Genomic DNA, 18,378 nt, shown 5'->3' on the forward strand with positions numbered 1-18,378 from the left:
TTATCTGATGTTTTCACAAAAAATATGGGGTGGACAAAAAGGTGGACATTTTTTTTACAAAAATTAAAACTGAAAATCAGTTAATTAACAAAAATGCCAAATTTTAAAACTTTGGCATATCTGCTAAATAAAGATTAAACTTTCAAATTTTAAAGCCTTAAAGTTTTGTTTAATTCTCAACCTTATTTTTTAATCAAGTCTAATCTGTAAAGATAAATGAACTAAAAAATTAAAAAGTTTTATAGTAGATGATTGATTTTAACTTTAAAAAGTGTTTTAATTATATGTTTCAAAAAATATAGAAAATGAACATATTTTAAACATCAATCAATTAGATTTTTACATAATTTTCGCTATTTTAGGGCTCTGAAATTCCTCATTTAGATGATTAAAAATTACTCCCTTATTTTTTTGTTGTTTTTCACAGGCCTTTTTGGACAGTTTCAAAACTTTGAAACTTCTGAAAATAATAAACATATAAATTATAACTACGAAAAAATTCTCTGGAATTTTCCTAATTTTAGTTGTGACACCAACTCACTCAAAAAGTATTTACAACCACTGAAAAACAATACAAAACCCAGCGCACAAATCATTTATAATATTCTAGCTGCAGAAGGTATTGCCAACTGTGAGGATAGGATTACGGAACACAGCAACAACCTTTTCAAAAAAGCAATAAAACAGGCAGAAAAAACAAACCCAGAACTAGAAGTAGTTGCCAATATCTATTACGCCAAATATCTCTACCGCTATAGAAAAATGGAGAAAGCACTTCCTTTTTTCCTAAAAGCTTACCATCTTCTTGAAAAACATCCTAATAAAAAACATATCCGCCCAGATGAATCTTATAAATGGATTGGTTATTATTTCGGAACCATTGGTGATATCGAATCTTCTGTTAAGTCTCTGGAAAAAGCTAAATCTCTTTCCAAAAATCAGGAAGCAGACTATGCCAGTATTTTAGATGCATTAGGTTTGCACTATTTTAATAATGGTAACCTTGTAAAAGCTGAAGATTATTTCAATCAAGTAGAAAGTATCTCCAAATCAATAAATGATAAACTGAGATATGCGAAAGCCTTGGGAAACCTTTCTTTGATACACTGGAAAAGAGGAGAAACAGAAAACGCTAAAAAGCTTTTAATGAAAGATATCACTATATCTGAGCGGCTAAAAGAAAACCAAAATACCATGTATGCATACACCTTATTCGGAGAGTTTTTAACACAGGAAAAAAAGTATAGCGAGGCACACGAAGCACTTCAAAAAGCTTTACAAATCGCAGAATCAAAATCATATTTTCAGGCTAATGAGATTAAAATACAGCAACTACTGACATCGGTTTACAAAAACCTAAATAACAAAGATGGGGAACTTCAAAGCTATAAACGAATTAATGAACTGGAAGAAGAATTGAAAAAAACAGACGGAGATTTAGCCCTAAATAATGCCAATCTTCTGATGCAAAAATCGAAGTTAGAACAAGCAAACAATGAGGCTTATTATCAGAAAGAAAAATCAGCATTAATGCGAAAGGTTTACATCATTATCACTCTTCTTACATTTATCTTGATTGGGTTTATTTATGCACATTCCAGAAAAAAATTACGAAACCGTGAACTCATTTACAAGCAGAAAGTTATGGGGCTGGAAATGGACAAGTTGAAATTTGAACAGAAAATTTCAGAAACTCAACAAAACCTTGATGCTCAGGTAGAATTCCTTAAAAATAAAAATATACAGATTCACACATTAAAATCTGAGATTGAAAAAATAAAGAACTCAAATTCTTACTATCTTGAAGAACAGCAGGGAGAACTTCATACATTATTGCAATCACATCTGATGACCGATGAAAATTGGGAGAACTTTAAAAGAGAATTCATAAAAGTCTATCCAAAATTTTACCAAAAAATTCAAAGTGAATATCCAGATCTTACAGACTCTAATTACAGAATTATTCTGTTGAAAAAACTTGATTTCAATAATGTTGAAATTTCTGAACTTTTAGGTATTACAATTGATGCAGTGAAAAAATCCAATCAAAGAATGAAGAAAAAATTAGGCGACCGATATGATGAGCTGTCTGAAATTATAAACAAATCTTAACTTATTCTTTATAAAAAAAATTTCGTTAATCAAAAAAACTCCAGTAAATACTGGAGTTTTATATTTTGAAATGAAACCTTTTAAGGCTATTTTTTATCTACTACAATTCTCTCTTTGCGATTGGCTAGTTCCCAAGCGGTAGCAAAAACCAATTGTGCTCTTTTTTGAAGTAAAGGATAATCAATCTTTTCTGGATCATCTGTTGGTTGATGATAATCTTCGTGGATGCCGTCAAAGAAAAACGCTACAGGAATTCCGTGTTTTGCAAAGTTATAATGGTCACTTCTGTAGTATAATCTCATTGGATCATTCGGATCATCATATTTATAGTTGAGTTCAAGATTGTGTGTAATTTTGTTGGCAGCTTCATTGATGACTTTTAACTCAGTAGAAAGCATATCAGAACCGATGACGTAGACATAGTTTTTGCCTTCGTTTTCTTTATCACTTCTACCAATCATGTCGATATTTAGGTTTGCCACGGTGTTCTTTAAATCAAATACTGGATTCTCGGAATAATATTTAGAACCCAATAAACCGTGTTCTTCCCCAGTTACATGTAAGAAAAGAATGGAACGTTTTGGACCTTTTCCTGCTTTCTTGGCTTGTTGGAATGCTTCTGCGATTTCCATTACCGCAACTGTTCCACTTCCGTCGTCATCTGCACCATTGTACACTACTCCGTTATTGGTTCCAACGTGGTCATAGTGTGCAGAAATCACGATGATTTCCTCTGGTTTTTCTGTTCCTTCAATAAATGCCAGTATATTTTCTGAGTCAGGAAGCTCCCCTCTTCTGCTTTTTAGCGCTTCTTTTGGGACTTTTTGATAATAACTTCCCAATGCTTTTGGATAAGAAACGCCTAAGTTTTTATAGTAATCTATCATGTAAACGCCTGCTTTTTTTTGACCTTCAGAGCCGGTTTGTCTGCCTTCCATCTCGTCTGAAGCAATGACTATAAGGTTTTTCTTCAGTTCATCTGCCTTAATGGATTCATAGGCGGTTTTAAAAGCTTTTCCTTCGTAGGATAGGTTATTAGAAGCACAACTGTACAATACCAATGATGCTACTATTGGAACAAAAATTCTTGTCAATTTCATCTTATCATAATTTTTAATGAAGTAAAAATAGTTTTTTTTAGGAAATAAATATCTAAAACCCTTACAAAAGCTAAGATTAATCTTTGTTTTTCTGTATTTCTTAGTGATTTGATAATAGATTCTCCCCTTCTTTTGAGATGAAGAAGATATAAGATTTACATTCTTCATCAGTACCTTTGCTATACTTCAACTATACTACAACTATACTATAAACTACCTTTATACATTAATTAATCTCGTTTATTCCATAGCTGAGACTTGTTGAAATGGTGTGGGATGCGATGTAAAGTCGTGAGGTTGATGAGTTATGAGTTATGAGTTAAGATGAGGGATTTATTTGATGGAGATTTTGATAAAAAAGGAGGTTTTTCAAAGGGAAAAAAGATTATTTTTGGATAAACTATCGAAATGAAATTACCTATAAAACATCACGGAGCCGAAATCACTATTTTTTCTGAAATGACGGCACTTGCTAATCAATTTGGAGCGGTGAATCTGTCACAAGGTTTTCCTGATGATGACATCGATCAAGCTTTGAAGAAGTTTCTTGCGGAAGGAACGAATAAAAATTTTAATCAATACGCTCCTAGTTTTGGTTTTCCTGCGTTGATAGAAAATCTTATCACGTTTAATCATGCCAGAAAAAATCCGATAGATTTTTCTTCTTCGGAAATTACGATTACACCAGGAGCAAGTTATGGAATTTATACCGCGCTTTCTGCGATTTTAGAAATTGGCGATGAAGTGATAGTGCTGGAACCTGCTTATGATAGCTACATTCCATCGATTGAAATGAATGGGGCAAAGCCTGTTTTGGTTTCTTTGAATGAAGATTTTTTACCCGATTTTGAAAAAATTAAAACGGCAATTACTGAAAAAACAAAAGCTATCCTTATCAATTCCCCGCATAATCCTACGGGAAAAATTTGGAGAAAAGAAGATTTTGAAAGGCTCTATCAACTCATTAAAGACACTGAAATCATCGTTATCTCCGATGAAGTGTATGATTTAATTACCTTTGATAACGCTGAATTTTATAGTATTTTTCATCATGCGGAACTTAGACATAGGAGTTTTGCGATTTTTTCTTTTGGGAAAATGTTTCATCTCACGGGTTGGAAAGTTGGGTATATTTTGGCTTGTGAAGCATTGACCAAAGCTTTTAGAAAAGTGCATCAGTACATCAGTTTCAGTGTAAATACTCCTGCTCAATATGCTTTGGCGAAATATTTAGAGGTTTTTAATCCTGAAAAAAATCAACAGTATTTGCAGGAAAAAAGAGATTTCTTTTTGGCTCAATTTAAAGATTTGCCTTTTACTTTTAAGGAAAAATCAGAAGGAAGCTATTTTCAGATTGCCAGTTATGAGAACATTTCTAACTTACCTGACAAGGAATTCTGCATTTGGCTCACGAAAGAGTACCATGTTGCCACGATACCGCTTTGTTCGTTTTACCAAGACCAAAGAAACACGGGAATGATTAGATTCTGCTTCAGTAAAAGGACAGAAACGATATTAAAAGCTGCTGAAAATTTGAGAAGGTTAGTTTGAAAGACATGAGAGATTTTTGAGATTGAGGTATTTTTAAACGCAAAGGTTTTTATTCTTGAATTGCTTTTTAAGTGAGCTAAGTTGGCGAAATTCATTCGCTATGAAGCTTTATGGGAATTGTTATTTAAACAGACTTTTTTCTATCACAAAGTTCACGGAGAGCAGGTGAAATGATAGCGTTTTTGAGGGCTCTGAGGAACATCGGAGATGTTCTGGAAAGGTCACGAATTTTCGGTTGGCAGGTGTAGAAAAACTTTTTCCTTGATGAAGAGATTCTTCACTACTCTACGCTTCGTTCAGAATGACATGGTTCTGTTTTTTACTCACGATTAGGAATCTGTTTCAGTGGAAGAATTATTTTTGAAACGCAAAGGTTTTTTATTATTCCTATGTTTTTAAGGAAGCAAAGCGGGAATTCGCTAGCGAATTGATGAAGCGTGTGTTTTAAAATGTTTTTTCCGAACGTAGTTATTTGCGGTGTGGCTTCGACAGGCTCAGCCACCGTGTATGAAAATTATTTTTATGCTCAGCCACCGTGTATGAAAATTATTTTTATACTCTTTTGTTTTATTTTTTAAACGCAAAGGTTTTTATTATTGAATTGCTTTTTAAGTGAGCTAAGTTGGCGAAATTCATTCGCTTTGAAGCGGGGTGGAAATTGTATATTTTCTATCACAAAGTTCTCGGAGATGTGGTGAAATGATGGCGCTTTTGAGGGCTCTGAGGAACATTGGAAATTGTGAAGATGTGAAGTTGAAATATTTTTCTTTTTGAAGAGATTCTTCACTACTCTACGCTTCGTTCAGAATGACATGGTTCTGTTTTTTACTCACGATTAGGAATCTGAATTATTTTTGAAACGCAAAGGTTTTTATCATTGAATTGCTTTTTTAAGCGAGCAAAGCGGGAATTCGCTAGCGAATTGATGAAGCGTGTGTTTTAAAATGTTTTTTTCGAACGGATTTATTTGTGGTGTGGCTTCGACAGGCTCAGCCACCGTGTATGAAAATTATTTTTATGCTCAGCCACCAAGTATGAAAATTATTTTTATGCTCTTTTGTTTTATTTTTTAAACGCAAAGGTTTTTATTATTGAATTGCTTTTTTAAGTATGCTAAGTTGGCGAAATTCATTCGCTATGAAGCTTTATGGGAATTGTTATTTAAACAGACTTTTTTCTATCACAAAGTTCACGGAGAGCAGGTGAAATGATGGTGTTTTTGAGGGCTCTGAGGAACATCGGAGATGTTCTGGAAAGGTCACGAATTTTCGGTTGGCAGATGTAGAAAAACTTTTTCCTTAATGAAGAGATTCTTCACTACTCTACGCTTCGTTCAGAATGACATGGTTCTGTTTTTTACTCACGATTAGGAATCTGTTTCAGTGGAAGAATTATTTTTGAAACGCAAAGGTTTTTTATTATTCCTATGTTTTTAAGGAAGCAAAGTAGGAATTCGCTAGCGAATTGATGAAGCGTGTGTTTTAAACGTATTTATTTATGTTGTGGCTTCGACAGGCTCAGCCACCGTGTATGAAAATTATTTTTATGCTCAGCCACCAAGTATGAAAATTATTTTTATGCTCTTTTGTTTTATTTTTTAAACGCAAAATTTTTATTCTTTCATTACTTTTTTAAGTGAGCTAAGTTGGCGAAATTCATTCGCTATGAAGCTTTATGGGAATTGTTATTTAAACAGACTTTTTTCTATCACAAAGTTCACGGAGAGCAGGTGAAATGATGGTGTTTTTGAGGGCTCTGAGGAACATCGGAGATTCTTCACTACTCTACGCTTCGTTCAGAATGACATGGTTCTGTTTTTTACTCACGATTAGGAATCTGTATTATTTTTGAAACGCAAAGGTTTTTTATTATTCCTATGTTTTTAAGGAAGCAAAGTAGGAATTCGCTAGCGAATTGATGAAGCGTGTGTTTTAAAATGTTTTTTTCGAACGGATTTATTTGTGGTGTGGCTTCGACAGGCTCAGCCACCGTGTATGAAAATTATTTTTATGCTCAGCCACCGTGTATGAAAATTATTTTTATGCTCTTTTGTTTTATTTTTTAAACGCAAAATTTTTATTATTGAATTGCTTTTTTAAGTATGCTAAGTTGGCGAAATTCATTCGCTATGAAGCTTTATGGGAATTGTTATTTAAACAGACTTTTTTCTATCACAAAGTTCACGGAGATGTGGTGAAATGATGGCGTTTTTGAGGGCTCTGAGGAACATCGGAGATGTTCTGGAAAGGTCACGAATTTTCGGTTGGCAGGTGTAGAAAAACTTTTTCCTTGATGAAGAGATTCTTCACTACTCTACGCTTCGTTCAGAATGACATGGTTCTGTTTTTTACTCACGATTAGGAATCTGAATTATTTTTGAAACGCAAAGATTTTTATCATTGAATTGCTTTTTTAAGCGAGCAAAGTAGGAATTCGCTAGCGAATTGATGAAGCGTGTGTTTTAAAATGTTTTTTTCGAACGGATTTATTTGTGGTGTGGCTTCGACAGGCTCAGCCACCGTGTATGAAAATTATTTTTATGCTCAGCCACCAAGTATGAAAATTATTTTTATGCTCTTTTGTTTTATTTTTGAAACGCAAAGATTTTTTATTATTCCTATGTTTTTAAGGAAGCAAAGTAGGAATTCGCTAGCGAATTGATGAAGCGTGTGTTTTAAAATGTTTTTTTCGAACGGATTTATTTGTGGTGTGGCTTCGACAGGCTCAGCCACCGTGTATGAAAATTATTTTTATGCTCAGCCACCAAGTATGAAAATTATTTTTATGCTCTTTTGTTTTATTTTTTGAAGCGTAAAGGTTTTATTCTTTCATTACTTTTTTAAGTATGCTAAGTTGGCGAAATTCATTCGCTCTGAAGCTTTATGGGAATTGTTATTTAAACAGACTTTTTTCTATCACAAAGTTCACGGAGAGCAGGTGAAATGATAGCGTTTTTGAGGGCTCTGAGGAACATCGGAGATGTTCTGGAAAGGTCACGAATTTTCGGTTGGCAGGTGTAGAAAAACTTTTTCCTTGATGAAGAGATTCTTCACTACTCTACGCTTCGTTCAGAATGACATGGTTCTGTTTTTTACTCACGATTAGGAATCTGTTTCAGTGGAAGAATTATTTTTGAAACGCAAAGGTTTTTTATTATTCCTATGTTTTTAAGGAAGCAAAGTAGGAATTCGCTAGCGAATTGATGAAGCGTGTGTTTTAAAATGTTTTTTCCGAACGTAGTTATTTGTGGTGTGGCTTCGACAGGCTCAGCCACCGTGTATGAAAATTATTTTTATGCTCAGCCACCGTGTATGAAAATTATTTTTATGCTCAGCCACCGTGTATGAAAATTATTTTTATACTCTTTTGTTTTATTTTTTGAAGCGTAAAGGTTTTATTCTTTCATTACTTTTTTAAGTATGCTAAGTTGGCGAAATTCATTCGCTATGAAGCTTTATGGGAATTGTTATTTAAACAGACTTTTTTCTATCACAAAGTTCACGGAGATGTGGTGAAATGATAGCGTTTTTGAGGGCTCTGAGGAACATCGGAACTCAAAGTCTGGAGACTTTGCGCAGCAATGTGTTTTTAAAATTGAGTTATTGATGCTTTGAAAGTATAATATTTGTAAAAGTTTTTGTATATTTGATTGAAGCAACTTGCACTCTGAATTTGCTAAATCCCAAGAACGGAAGTAAACTTCATTCTCGGGACTTCGCAAATCCGCCGAAGCGTTAGCAGAAATGTTACCAAAAATCCGCACAAACATTAGCGTTTTTTAACAAAGTTTATATAAATTTTAAAACAGCACACAGAAAGTTTCTGAAAATTTTATTATTTCTTTGAAGCCCAAACTAAAATAATTCAAATTATGAAGTCAAAAATCTTAATTCTTTCATTATTTTCAAGCCTTCTGTTTTCACAATCTAGAATGAACCTTGACTTTGAAAATGTAACCGATAATAATAAAATGTTAAAGTGGTTAACAAACAAAAAAAATCAAATTATTGAAGTTGATACTATAACTAAATTTGAAGGGAAAAGAAGTTTAAAAATTACAGGAGAAAGTAAATTATCAGATGATAAAAATGATTTTGCTGTAGTAATGCAGAAAATTCAAAAAAAATATCTCAACGGAAAAGAATTCACCCTTAAAGCAAGAATAAAATCCCAAAGTGATTTTGATGGTGCAGCTTTTCCCTATTTAAGAACATTAAATAAAGATAAAAAAAATATTTCATTTCTCAATCAACAAGACAAACCAATAAAAGGAAATACAGATTGGCAGGAACTAATAATAAAAATTCCTATTCTAGAAAATGTAGAAAATTTAGATTTTGGATTTGTATATAAAGGAAAAGGAAGCGCTTGGTTTGATAATGTAGAGATATTGCTTGACGGAAAACCAATTGAGAAACCTCTTAAAGAATTAACTTCTCAACAAATTACAGCAATAAAAAAATATGTTTATCCACTAAGTTCATTTGAACCCAATAATAATGATAATTCTGACCTTAAAATATTGAGAAATCTAATTGGAAGTTCAAAGGTAGTTGCATTGGGTGAGTCAACTCACGGTTCAAGTGAAATCTATAAAATGAAAGATAGATTAATAAGATATTTAGCAGAAAAAGAGAATTTTGATATTTTTTCTATTGAAGCGCAAATGCAACAATCGTATTTGGTTGAAAATTACACTAATGGTAATTCAACTTTGAAAGAAGCAATGAGAAACCTTGGTTTTTGGACTTGGAAAACAAAAGAAATGGCAAATCTATTAAATTGGATGAAAGATTTTAACAAAGACAAGAAAAAAATCAGTTTCACGGGATTTGATATGCAAAGTGTTAGCGAACCAATTAAACAGTTACGAGCAACTTTCAAAGATGATACAGAATTACAAAATAAATTTGATAAACTCTCACTTAAAATTCAAGAATTTTTAGAAGAAAACAAAAATATAAGGAGAAACTATATTTTAACTGATGACCAATCTAAAACGATTTATCCAATCCTATCAGAAATAAAATCGAAAATCACTTCTGCAAATAATTTAACTGACAGCGAGAAAAAATGGCAAAATCAAAATTTGAGAATTATAGAACAAATCTTGCAGAAAACTATGATTAGTAGGGATAAATTTATGGCAGAAAATTTTATGTGGATAAAGAATAACAATCCGAATTCAAAATTTATTGTTTGGGCTCATAACGGACACATAAATAAAGACAAACTGAGAATGGGAGGATTTTTAGATGAAAAATTAAAAAATGATTATCTAACATTTGGATTTGCTTTTTTTGATGGAACTTATAAAGCAATGTATAATAAAGACTTAGGAAATGTTACCGCTCAAACACCATATTTAGGAACATACGAATATTGGTTGAACTCATTAAATGAGCCTTATTTTATTTTGGATATTAGAAAAATGAAAGAAGATAAAGATTTGAAATATTTACTTACCGATTTTGATTTGAGAACAACAGGTTCCACAAAAACAAATAACGAGTTTAGTTATAGAAATTTAGCAGAGGATTTTGATTATTTAATTTTCATAAATAAATCAACAAACTCTGATTTCAACTATGAATAAAACACTTCTGCTAATAACTAGAGTTTCGTTGCGTGCGGAGCACGAACAATGAAACTCCTGTTGAACCCTTCGGCTAGCTCAGGGCAGGCTCGCTTTGGGAGCTCTTTTCAGGAGTTATGGGGTTGTCGTAAAATTTTTAAATGATATTTGAAAGAGAACTGGTAGTTCTCTTTTTTTTGGGTAGTAGTTTTTGGCGGTTTTTTGTTGTTTTGAAATGTCTATCCTACATGTTAATAAAAATACCGAACACAGTTTTTTACACTTCATTTATTTTGTTAACTTTGTATGAAACTAGTTATCAAAAACTTAAAATCTATAACACACTTACACTAAAATTTTACGGCAGTAGAGATGCAGATTATATCCATAGATGGAAATCTGCAAAATCCCAAGAACGGAAGTAAACTTCATTTTCGGGACTTCACAAATCCGCCGAACCGTTGGTGGTAATGCTAAAAGAGACATACCTTTAAATTAAAAATAGAATCGAGACAATGGAAGAACAAAAAATAATAAGCAGACGATTTAAAGACATTTTTGACACAAATGTGAGATATGAAATCCCCTTTTTCCAACGTGGATATGCTTGGGAAAAAAAACAATGGGAAAAACTTTGGGAGGATATTTACGAAGAAATCTTACCTGCTTTAGAAAACAATAATTTTGAAGATGAAGAACATTTCTTTGGTCCAGTGGTGGTTTTAGAAAAGAGTAATGCTCCTCATCCAAATTTGAAAAGATATCTAATCATAGACGGACAACAAAGGATAACTACTATTTACATACTACTTGGATTGATTAAAAAATCACTAAATAACCTTAGCCATCTTTCATCCGAAGCACAAAATTACTGTGCTGAAATTGATAAACTATTAAGTAATAATGTGAGTGGTGGCGATGATTATTTAAAACTTAAAGTTTTCAGCAGTAAAGGAGACAGGTATCCAACCTATAAAACTGTATTCCAAGAAAACCCAACTAGTCCATATTTAGCAGAAGACCAACAACTATATTTTCCTGACACCAATAAAATTGACCTTTTTGTAAAGTTTTATGATAAAAAGACCAAAAACTATAATGTACAAGACTTATGGCAATTATATCAAGTTTTAACAAAATCCCTAACTATTGTTTGGATTCCATTGGATGAAAAGAAAGACGATGCTCAAGCAATTTTTGAAAGTTTGAATGATGCCGGAATGCCTTTAACAGCGTCTGAACTTCTGTGTAATTATATTTTCAGGCCAATCTTAAATGATAATACAAATGAACACGAAAAACTGCACAACGAATTTTGGTTAAAAGCCAGAAAAGAAGTCGGAGAAAACAATTTTGAAGATTATTTAATTAATCTTTTCTCAATAGGTGAAAAAAAGAGAATTGGTCAGGGAAGAAGAATGTATGTACATTTTAAAAATAGAAACAAGAAAATAACTAGAGACAAGGCTATTGCTACCTTAAAAGACATTTTGGAGAATGCTAAGTATTACAACAATATTAAACAGCCGCTAAAATATCCTCATAAGGACGGTAGAATAAAAAATTTGCTCTATAACATCTCGCAAACAAATATGACCTCAATAACACCATTTTTAATGAGTGTTCTAAAAGGGTATGAACTAAATAATTTGACAGATGTTGAAACGATTGAATTATTACAAGAGACATATGTTTTGCTTGTTAGAAGCAAGATTGCTAACAGAAGAGTAACTAAATTTGATACATTTTTCCCTTCATTATTAAGTGAAATTGTAAATGAGCCTGACAAACCAAGAGCAATTGAAAAGAAATTTCAAACTGAAGGTTTATGGGTTTCTAATCAGGAATTTGAAGATGCTTTTTTGACAAAAGAGCTTTACAATCAAAGAGAATTAAATTTTGCGAGACACATTTTACAGGAGTTAGATAAACATCTTCAAGATTATAAAGAATACCCTGACTACTCAACGATAAATACAATTGAACATATATTACCTCAAACTTTAGATAACCATTGGAAAGAATATCTGAATGAAGATGCTGAAAATCCGAATTTAAAAATTGTCATAAACACGGTCGGCAATCTACTCTTAAATAGTAGTCCTGCGAATAGTTCCTTTGGACAAAAACCTTACTCAGAAAAATTAAATCTTTATACTGATGTTTCCGCATTATCAAGGCAATTAAAGCAGGACAAAATTCCATCTTGGAATATTAGCGAAATCAACAATCGTTCAAAACGACTTGCAGAAAATGCATTGAATATTTGGAAATGGAAAAACTAAAAAGCACTACCACCAACAGGCGTAACTGTTGCACCTCTCCTTTTTTTTTAGAAAATAGTCATTAAAAAAATAAAACATGAAGTCAATGTCACATTCTATAACAAAAAAACAAAATCCTCAAATTGAAATCAATTTGAGGATTTTTTAAACAAAGTAATAAAGCTATTTATTTGAAAACACTTACATTTCCTTGCTTGTCTGTGAGTCTTCCTGAATTTCCATCATCAGACAGTTCCCAAGCATAAAAACCGTCTGTAAAAATAGGTTCGCCTTTTGGATTGGTTCCTTTTGCCACCATTTTGTGTTCTTCTTCATCATTCTTTTTAAGGGTCATCGCTAAATCGATTCCTTCGGCAAAATACGTTACCACTATGGTTTCTCCTTTATCATTGGTCAGGGTTTTTGCCTCTTGTTTTAAAGAAACTTCTTTAGAATTTTTATCACTTATCATTGAAGTGTTCTGTGTAGCATCAGCTTCTTTGTTACAAGAGATCAAAAAAGCGAACATTGCTAAGATTATCCAATTATTTTTCATATTGATTCAATACTGTTTTTTTTTAAAAGAAATGAGTCCACTATATGAGCCGTCATTATTTTAAAAAATAATCACAAAAATGCTCTTCTGTTTTACAGGTGCAAATTTGCTAATAAATGTCATGTTTATTTTATGATTCAAGTCATAAAGCCCAAGTGTTAAACAACGTTAAATTTGTCATAAAATTAATATTAAAATAAAAATATATGAAAAATTTGAAATTTCTAATTCTTCCTATGATGGCTTTCGCGATGGTTTCTTGTGGTAATGACAAGCCTGCAGACGCTTCTGCATCTACTTCATCTACAGAAACATCTGCTGCTGCTACGGAAACTAGTGCATCATCTGAATCAGGACAATACGATCCGAAAAGAGGTTTAGGTAAATATGACGAAAGCAACGTAGATGTGAGCAAATTTGACGCTGCTATGGCTGCTGAAGGGAAAAAAGCAGCAGAGGTAAAATGTACTTCTTGTCATAAACCTACAGAAGAAAAATTAGTAGGTCCGGGATGGAAAGGAGTGACTACAAGACAAACTCCACATTGGATTATGAACTTCATCAGCAATCCAGATCCTATGATTAGTGTAGACCCAGAATTACAAAAACAATTAGAGATTTGTTTAGTGAGAATGCCAAACCAAGGGCTTAATGAAACTGAAGCAAGACAAATTCTAGAGTACATGAGAGAAATCGACGGCGCAAAATAATTTAGATAGACTATAAAAATAAATATATGAAAATTATTCAGTTATTTGGTATTTCGGCCTTTGCTTCATTAGCATTTTTAGGCAGTTGTAAACCCAAAGGTACAGAAACCGCTGTAAGTGGTGACGCCGCAGAAAAAGTGTATGTAGCACCAGGAAAATATGATGAAATGTATAATTTCGTTAGTGGTGGGTTCAATGGACAAGTAAATGTTTATGGATTGCCAAGTGGTAGATTATTAAAAGTATTACCTGTTTTCTCTGTAAATCCAGAAAATGGGTATGGTTACAGTGAAGAAACTAAACCGATGTTAGAAACTTCTCACGGATTTATTCCTTGGGACGATCAACACCACTTAGCATTATCTCAAACTAATGGAGAAACAGATGGAAGATGGTTATTCGCTAACGCTAATAACACACCACGTGTTGCAAGATTAGATCTTAAAACATTTAAAACAGTAGAAATTATAGAATTGCCGAACTCTGCAGGTAACCACTCTTCACCATTTATTACCGAAAATACAGAATATGTAGTGGCAGGTACTCGTTTTGCTGTTCCTACAGATGATCAAAACGGAGACGTTCCTATTAATTCTTTCAAAGAAAACTTCAAAGGAGTGATTTCTTTCATCGGAGTTAATAAAGAAACTGGCGATATGAATTTATCATTCCAAATTGAAGCTCCGGGTGTAAACTTTGACCTTTCTCACGCTGGTAAAGGAAAATCTCACGGTTGGTTCTTCTTCTCTTGCTATAATTCAGAACAAGCGAATTCTTTATTAGAAGTTAATGCTTCACAAAATGATAAAGACTTTATCATGGCGGTAAACTGGAAAAAAGCTGAAGAATATCTAAAAGCTGGTAAAGGTAGAAAAGTAAAAACTCAGTATGCTCATAATACTTGGAATGAAGAAACTCACACTGCTACCTCTAAAATGGAGCAAGAAGTGACTGTACTTTCTGCTAAAGAATTAAAAGATATTTGCTATTTCATGCCTACACCAAAATCTCCTCACGGTTGTGACGTAGACCCAACTGGTGAATATATTATTGGTTCTGGTAAATTAGCAGCAATGATTCCTGTTCACAGCTTTAGCAAAATGCTTAAAGCGATTGAAAACAAAGAATTTTCTGGTGAATATGATGGAATCCCAATCTTAAAATATGAATCTACACTTCATGGTGAAGTTCAAAAACCAGGTTTAGGGCCATTACACACAGAATTTGATGGAAAAGGTAACGCTTATACTTCTATGTTTGTATCTTCAGAAGTGGTGAAATGGGACATCAAAACATTAAAAGTTCTTGATAGACAACCAACTTTCTACTCTGTAGGTCACTTAATGGTTGCAGGTGGTGATACCAGCAAACCTTTCGGGAAATATTTAGTAGCTTATAATAAAATTACTAAAGACAGATTCTTACCAACAGGTCCAGAATTAACTCAATCTGCTCAGTTATTTGATATTAGCGGAGATAAAATGAAGCTGTTATTAGATTTTCCAACTTTTGGTGAACCTCACTACGCACAAGCTGCTCCTGCAGAATTATTCACGAAAAATCAGTTGAAATTCTATGATATTGCTAAAAACAAACATCCTTATGCAACTAAAGGTGAAGCAGAATCTAAAGTGGTAAGACAAGGCAATAAAGTACACGTTTATATGACTTCCATCCGCTCTCACTTTGCTCCAGATAATATTGAAGGTATCAAAGTAGGTGATGAAGTGTACTTCCACGTGACCAACTTAGAACAAGACTGGGATGTACCGCATGGTTTCGCTATCAAAGGCAATCAAAATGCAGAATTATTGATTATGCCAGGTGAAACTTGTACTCTAAAATGGGTTCCTAAAAAACCAGGAATGTACCCAATGTATTGTACAGACTTCTGTTCTGCATTACACCAAGAAATGCAAGGTTATGTAAGAGTTTCTCCAGCAGGAAGCAATGTTCCTCTTACTTACAGCCTCAATAATAAAGCGGATAACGCTAAAAGCCCTGTGAAAACAGCAGTAACAAAATAAATTCTAAAAGGGCAGTTTCTACTGCCCTTTTTTACTTCTGTAACAAAAGTTACACTCTATAAGAACTTCTTATTACAATCTAAAAACAATGAAAAATAATTCATTATCCAAACTCTCTAAAATTTTGCTTATTACAAGCGGAATTGGATTAATCATCAGCATCTTCGTTCCTTTATGGGCCATTTATCTAGAAGCTCCACAATATCCAGAAGGATTGGGCATGTTTCTCCATGCCAACAAAATCACAGGAGACTACGAAATTATCAATGGACTGAACCATTATATTGGGATGAAAGAAATACATCAGGAAGATTTTTGGGAATTTAAAATTTTACCTTATGCGTTAGGATTCTTTGCCGCTTTGGCATTTCTCACCGTATTCCTCAATAATAAGAAATGGCTTTATTTCTTTGCCGCTTTATTTCTTATATTTGGAGTAGCTTTCATGGTAGATTTCTATCTTTGGGAGTACGATTACGGGCATAACCTTAATCCCAATGCAGCGATTGTAGTTCCGGGCATGAGTTACCAACCACCACTTTTCGGTTTTAAACAGCTTCTGAATTTCGGTGCGTATTCTTATCCTGATATTGGTGGATGGATTATGTTTGGTGTAGGAATTATCCTTGTTGTTTTATCTTATTTAGAAATAAAATCTTCCAAAAAAGTAATATAAAATGAAAAATTTATTTAACATTCTAGGAATCATCTCTTTAGGTATATTTTTTTCTTGTTCACCAAAAGGTCCAGAAAAAATAAACTTCGGGAAAGACCAGTGTGAACTTTGCAAAATGGGAATAGAAGACCCTAAATTCGCCACAGAACTTATTACAGAAAAAGGCAGAATCTATAAATTCGATGATCTGAACTGTATGCAAAGTTATGCTACCGAAAATGCAGAGCAAGTAGGTCAAGCCAAATTGTTTGTGCCAGATTTTCTCACCAATGAATTGTTCCCACTAGAAAAAGCAACCCTAATCACAGGTGGTGCCATAAAAAGCCCTATGAATGGTAATGTAGCTGCTTTTATCGACAAAACCAAAGCCCAAGAAGAAGCTCAAAAATTAGGAGCGAGCTTCCTAGAACAATAAATTTCACTTTAACTTATAGCTTTTAGGCTTTGTGAGAAACATTATTTTTAATATTTTTAGCAAAGCCTATTTTTTTGAAACATTTTGAAAAATTTATCCAAAATATTATCATTGTTATTTCTCCTGAATTTTGTTTATCATTCAGCAAAAACGCTTGTGGTAGGTAAAAATCAGGCTTATAAAACCATTAACTCCGCCATTGCTCAAGCTCAAAATGGCGATACGATTTTGGTGCAAAAAGGTCATTACAAAGAAGGAAACATCAACATCCAAAAATCTATTGCCTTGATTGGAATCGGCAGACCTGTTTTGGACGGTCAGATGAAGTACGAAATTGTTTCTCTAAGAGCCAATAAAATTCTTTTGCAAGGTTTTAAAATCATCAATTCTGGGGAAGATGAAGTGAAAAACATAGGAGCTGTTCGATTGTATGACAGTCAGTTTTCTACTATTAAAAATAATATTTTCGAGAACAATTACTTCGGGATTACCATTCAGAGAGGTTACCAATGTTTGATTCAAAACAATAAAATCACCACCAATAGAGGGAAATCACAAGAATTAATCGGTGATGGCGTTCACGTTTGGTCCAGTGCAGAAATCTGGATCAAAAACAATTACATTTCTGGTCACAAAGACGGCATTTACTTAGAAAAAGCCAACAACACCTTTGTTTTTAGAAATATTTCCGAAAAAAATAAACGTTATGGGTTGCACTTCATGTTCGCTCATAACAATGTCTACACCGGAAATATTTTTAAGAATAATGACGCTGGAGTTGCTGTAATGTACAGCCGAAATGTAGGTATGTATAAAAATAAATTCCTCGATAACTGGGGAGATGGCGTTTATGGACTTTTGCTCAAAGACCTTACCTTCAGTAAAATCAAAAACAATATTTTCAATAACAACACCGCTGCCATTTTTATGGATGGTTCATCAAAAGTAGACCTTTACAACAATCAGTTTTCTAACAACGGTTGGGGAATAAAACTCAATGCCAACTGCATGGAAAACCGTCTCATGAAGAATAATTTCGAAAACAATACTTTCGATGTGAGCACGAGTGGAAGCCTTGTGATGAATACTTTTAAAAATAATCACTGGGACAAATACGAAGGTTATGATCTAGACAAAGACCAAATTGGCGATGTTCCTTTTCATCCCTTGAGTTTATACTCCGTTCTTTCTGAGCAAAATCCTATGATTATGTTGTTGTACCGAGCCTTTTTTGTGGAGATATTAGACCGTTCCGAACGCTTAATTCCAAGTCTTACTCCTGAGAATTTTGTGGATGAGAAACCGGAGATGAGGAAGAATGAGGTGATGTGATGATGTGGTGATGTGGTGATGAGTTTCTCGCAGATTTTTTGCATGCTGGAAGTTGGAAGT

At 33.3% G+C, this 18,378-nt stretch carries 11 protein-coding genes; 9 read left to right on the plus strand and 2 right to left on the minus strand.

From position 1 onward, the window contains the following. Nucleotides 1–384 precede the first annotated feature (384 nt). Nucleotides 385–2,112, plus strand: a complete 1,728-nt coding sequence (locus tag KKQ76_RS05775; protein WP_213196223.1) for a tetratricopeptide repeat protein — start codon at nt 385–387, stop codon at nt 2,110–2,112. Nucleotides 2,113–2,198: 86 nt separating this feature from the next. Here KKQ76_RS05775 and KKQ76_RS05780 read toward each other — a convergent pair whose 3' ends face one another. Then, nucleotides 2,199–3,212 carry a M28 family metallopeptidase gene (locus KKQ76_RS05780; protein ID WP_213196224.1) on the minus strand — a complete coding sequence of 338 codons (1,014 nt, stop codon included), beginning with the start codon at nt 3,210–3,212 and terminating at the stop codon, nt 2,199–2,201. Nucleotides 3,213–3,620: 408 nt separating this feature from the next. Here KKQ76_RS05780 and KKQ76_RS05785 point away from each other — a divergent pair, with 408 nt between their 5' ends. The 3 genes from KKQ76_RS05785 (at nt 3,621) to KKQ76_RS05795 (ending at nt 12,623) form a co-directional block, all read left to right on the plus strand. Next, complete coding sequence (locus KKQ76_RS05785) at nt 3,621–4,763, plus strand: methionine aminotransferase (protein WP_213196225.1); 1,143 nt, start codon at nt 3,621–3,623, stop codon at nt 4,761–4,763. Between the two features lie 3,871 nt (nt 4,764–8,634). Beyond that, complete coding sequence (locus tag KKQ76_RS05790; protein WP_213196226.1) at nt 8,635–10,359, plus strand: erythromycin esterase family protein; 1,725 nt, start codon at nt 8,635–8,637, stop codon at nt 10,357–10,359. Nucleotides 10,360–10,853: 494 nt separating this feature from the next. Further along, the gene (locus tag KKQ76_RS05795) at nt 10,854–12,623 is read left to right on the plus strand and encodes a DUF262 domain-containing protein (protein ID WP_213196227.1); all 1,770 of its coding nucleotides are present in this window, start codon (nt 10,854–10,856) and stop codon (nt 12,621–12,623) included. 166 nt (nt 12,624–12,789) lie between these two features. On the opposite strand, the gene KKQ76_RS05800 is transcribed toward KKQ76_RS05795, so the two are convergent. Next, nucleotides 12,790–13,158 (minus strand): hypothetical protein, encoded by a 369-nt coding sequence (locus KKQ76_RS05800; RefSeq protein ID WP_213196228.1) that lies wholly within the window; start codon nt 13,156–13,158, stop codon nt 12,790–12,792. Between the two features lie 206 nt (nt 13,159–13,364). On the opposite strand from KKQ76_RS05800, the gene KKQ76_RS05805 reads away from it, so the two are divergent. The 5 genes from KKQ76_RS05805 (at nt 13,365) to nosD (ending at nt 18,318) form a co-directional block, all read left to right on the plus strand. Then, nucleotides 13,365–13,868, plus strand: coding sequence for a c-type cytochrome (locus KKQ76_RS05805; protein ID WP_213196229.1), 504 nt, complete (start codon nt 13,365–13,367; stop codon nt 13,866–13,868). 26 nt (nt 13,869–13,894) lie between these two features. Continuing rightward, entirely contained in the window at nt 13,895–15,895 is a 2,001-nt protein-coding gene (gene nosZ, locus KKQ76_RS05810; protein ID WP_213196230.1) for a Sec-dependent nitrous-oxide reductase, read from the plus strand. An 88-nt stretch (nt 15,896–15,983) separates the two neighbouring features. After that, the gene (locus tag KKQ76_RS05815) at nt 15,984–16,571 is read left to right on the plus strand and encodes a hypothetical protein (protein WP_213196231.1); all 588 of its coding nucleotides are present in this window, start codon (nt 15,984–15,986) and stop codon (nt 16,569–16,571) included. A 1-nt stretch (nt 16,572) separates the two neighbouring features. After that, nucleotides 16,573–16,986, plus strand: coding sequence for a nitrous oxide reductase accessory protein NosL (locus KKQ76_RS05820; RefSeq protein WP_213196232.1), 414 nt, complete (start codon nt 16,573–16,575; stop codon nt 16,984–16,986). Between the two features lie 84 nt (nt 16,987–17,070). Beyond that, nucleotides 17,071–18,318 (plus strand): nitrous oxide reductase family maturation protein NosD, encoded by a 1,248-nt coding sequence (gene nosD, locus KKQ76_RS05825; RefSeq protein ID WP_213196233.1) that lies wholly within the window; start codon nt 17,071–17,073, stop codon nt 18,316–18,318. Nucleotides 18,319–18,378: the final 60 nt, after the last annotated feature.

Source organism: Cloacibacterium caeni (assembly GCF_907163105.1).
Classification (GTDB): Bacteria; Bacteroidota; Bacteroidia; order Flavobacteriales; family Weeksellaceae; genus Cloacibacterium; species Cloacibacterium caeni_A.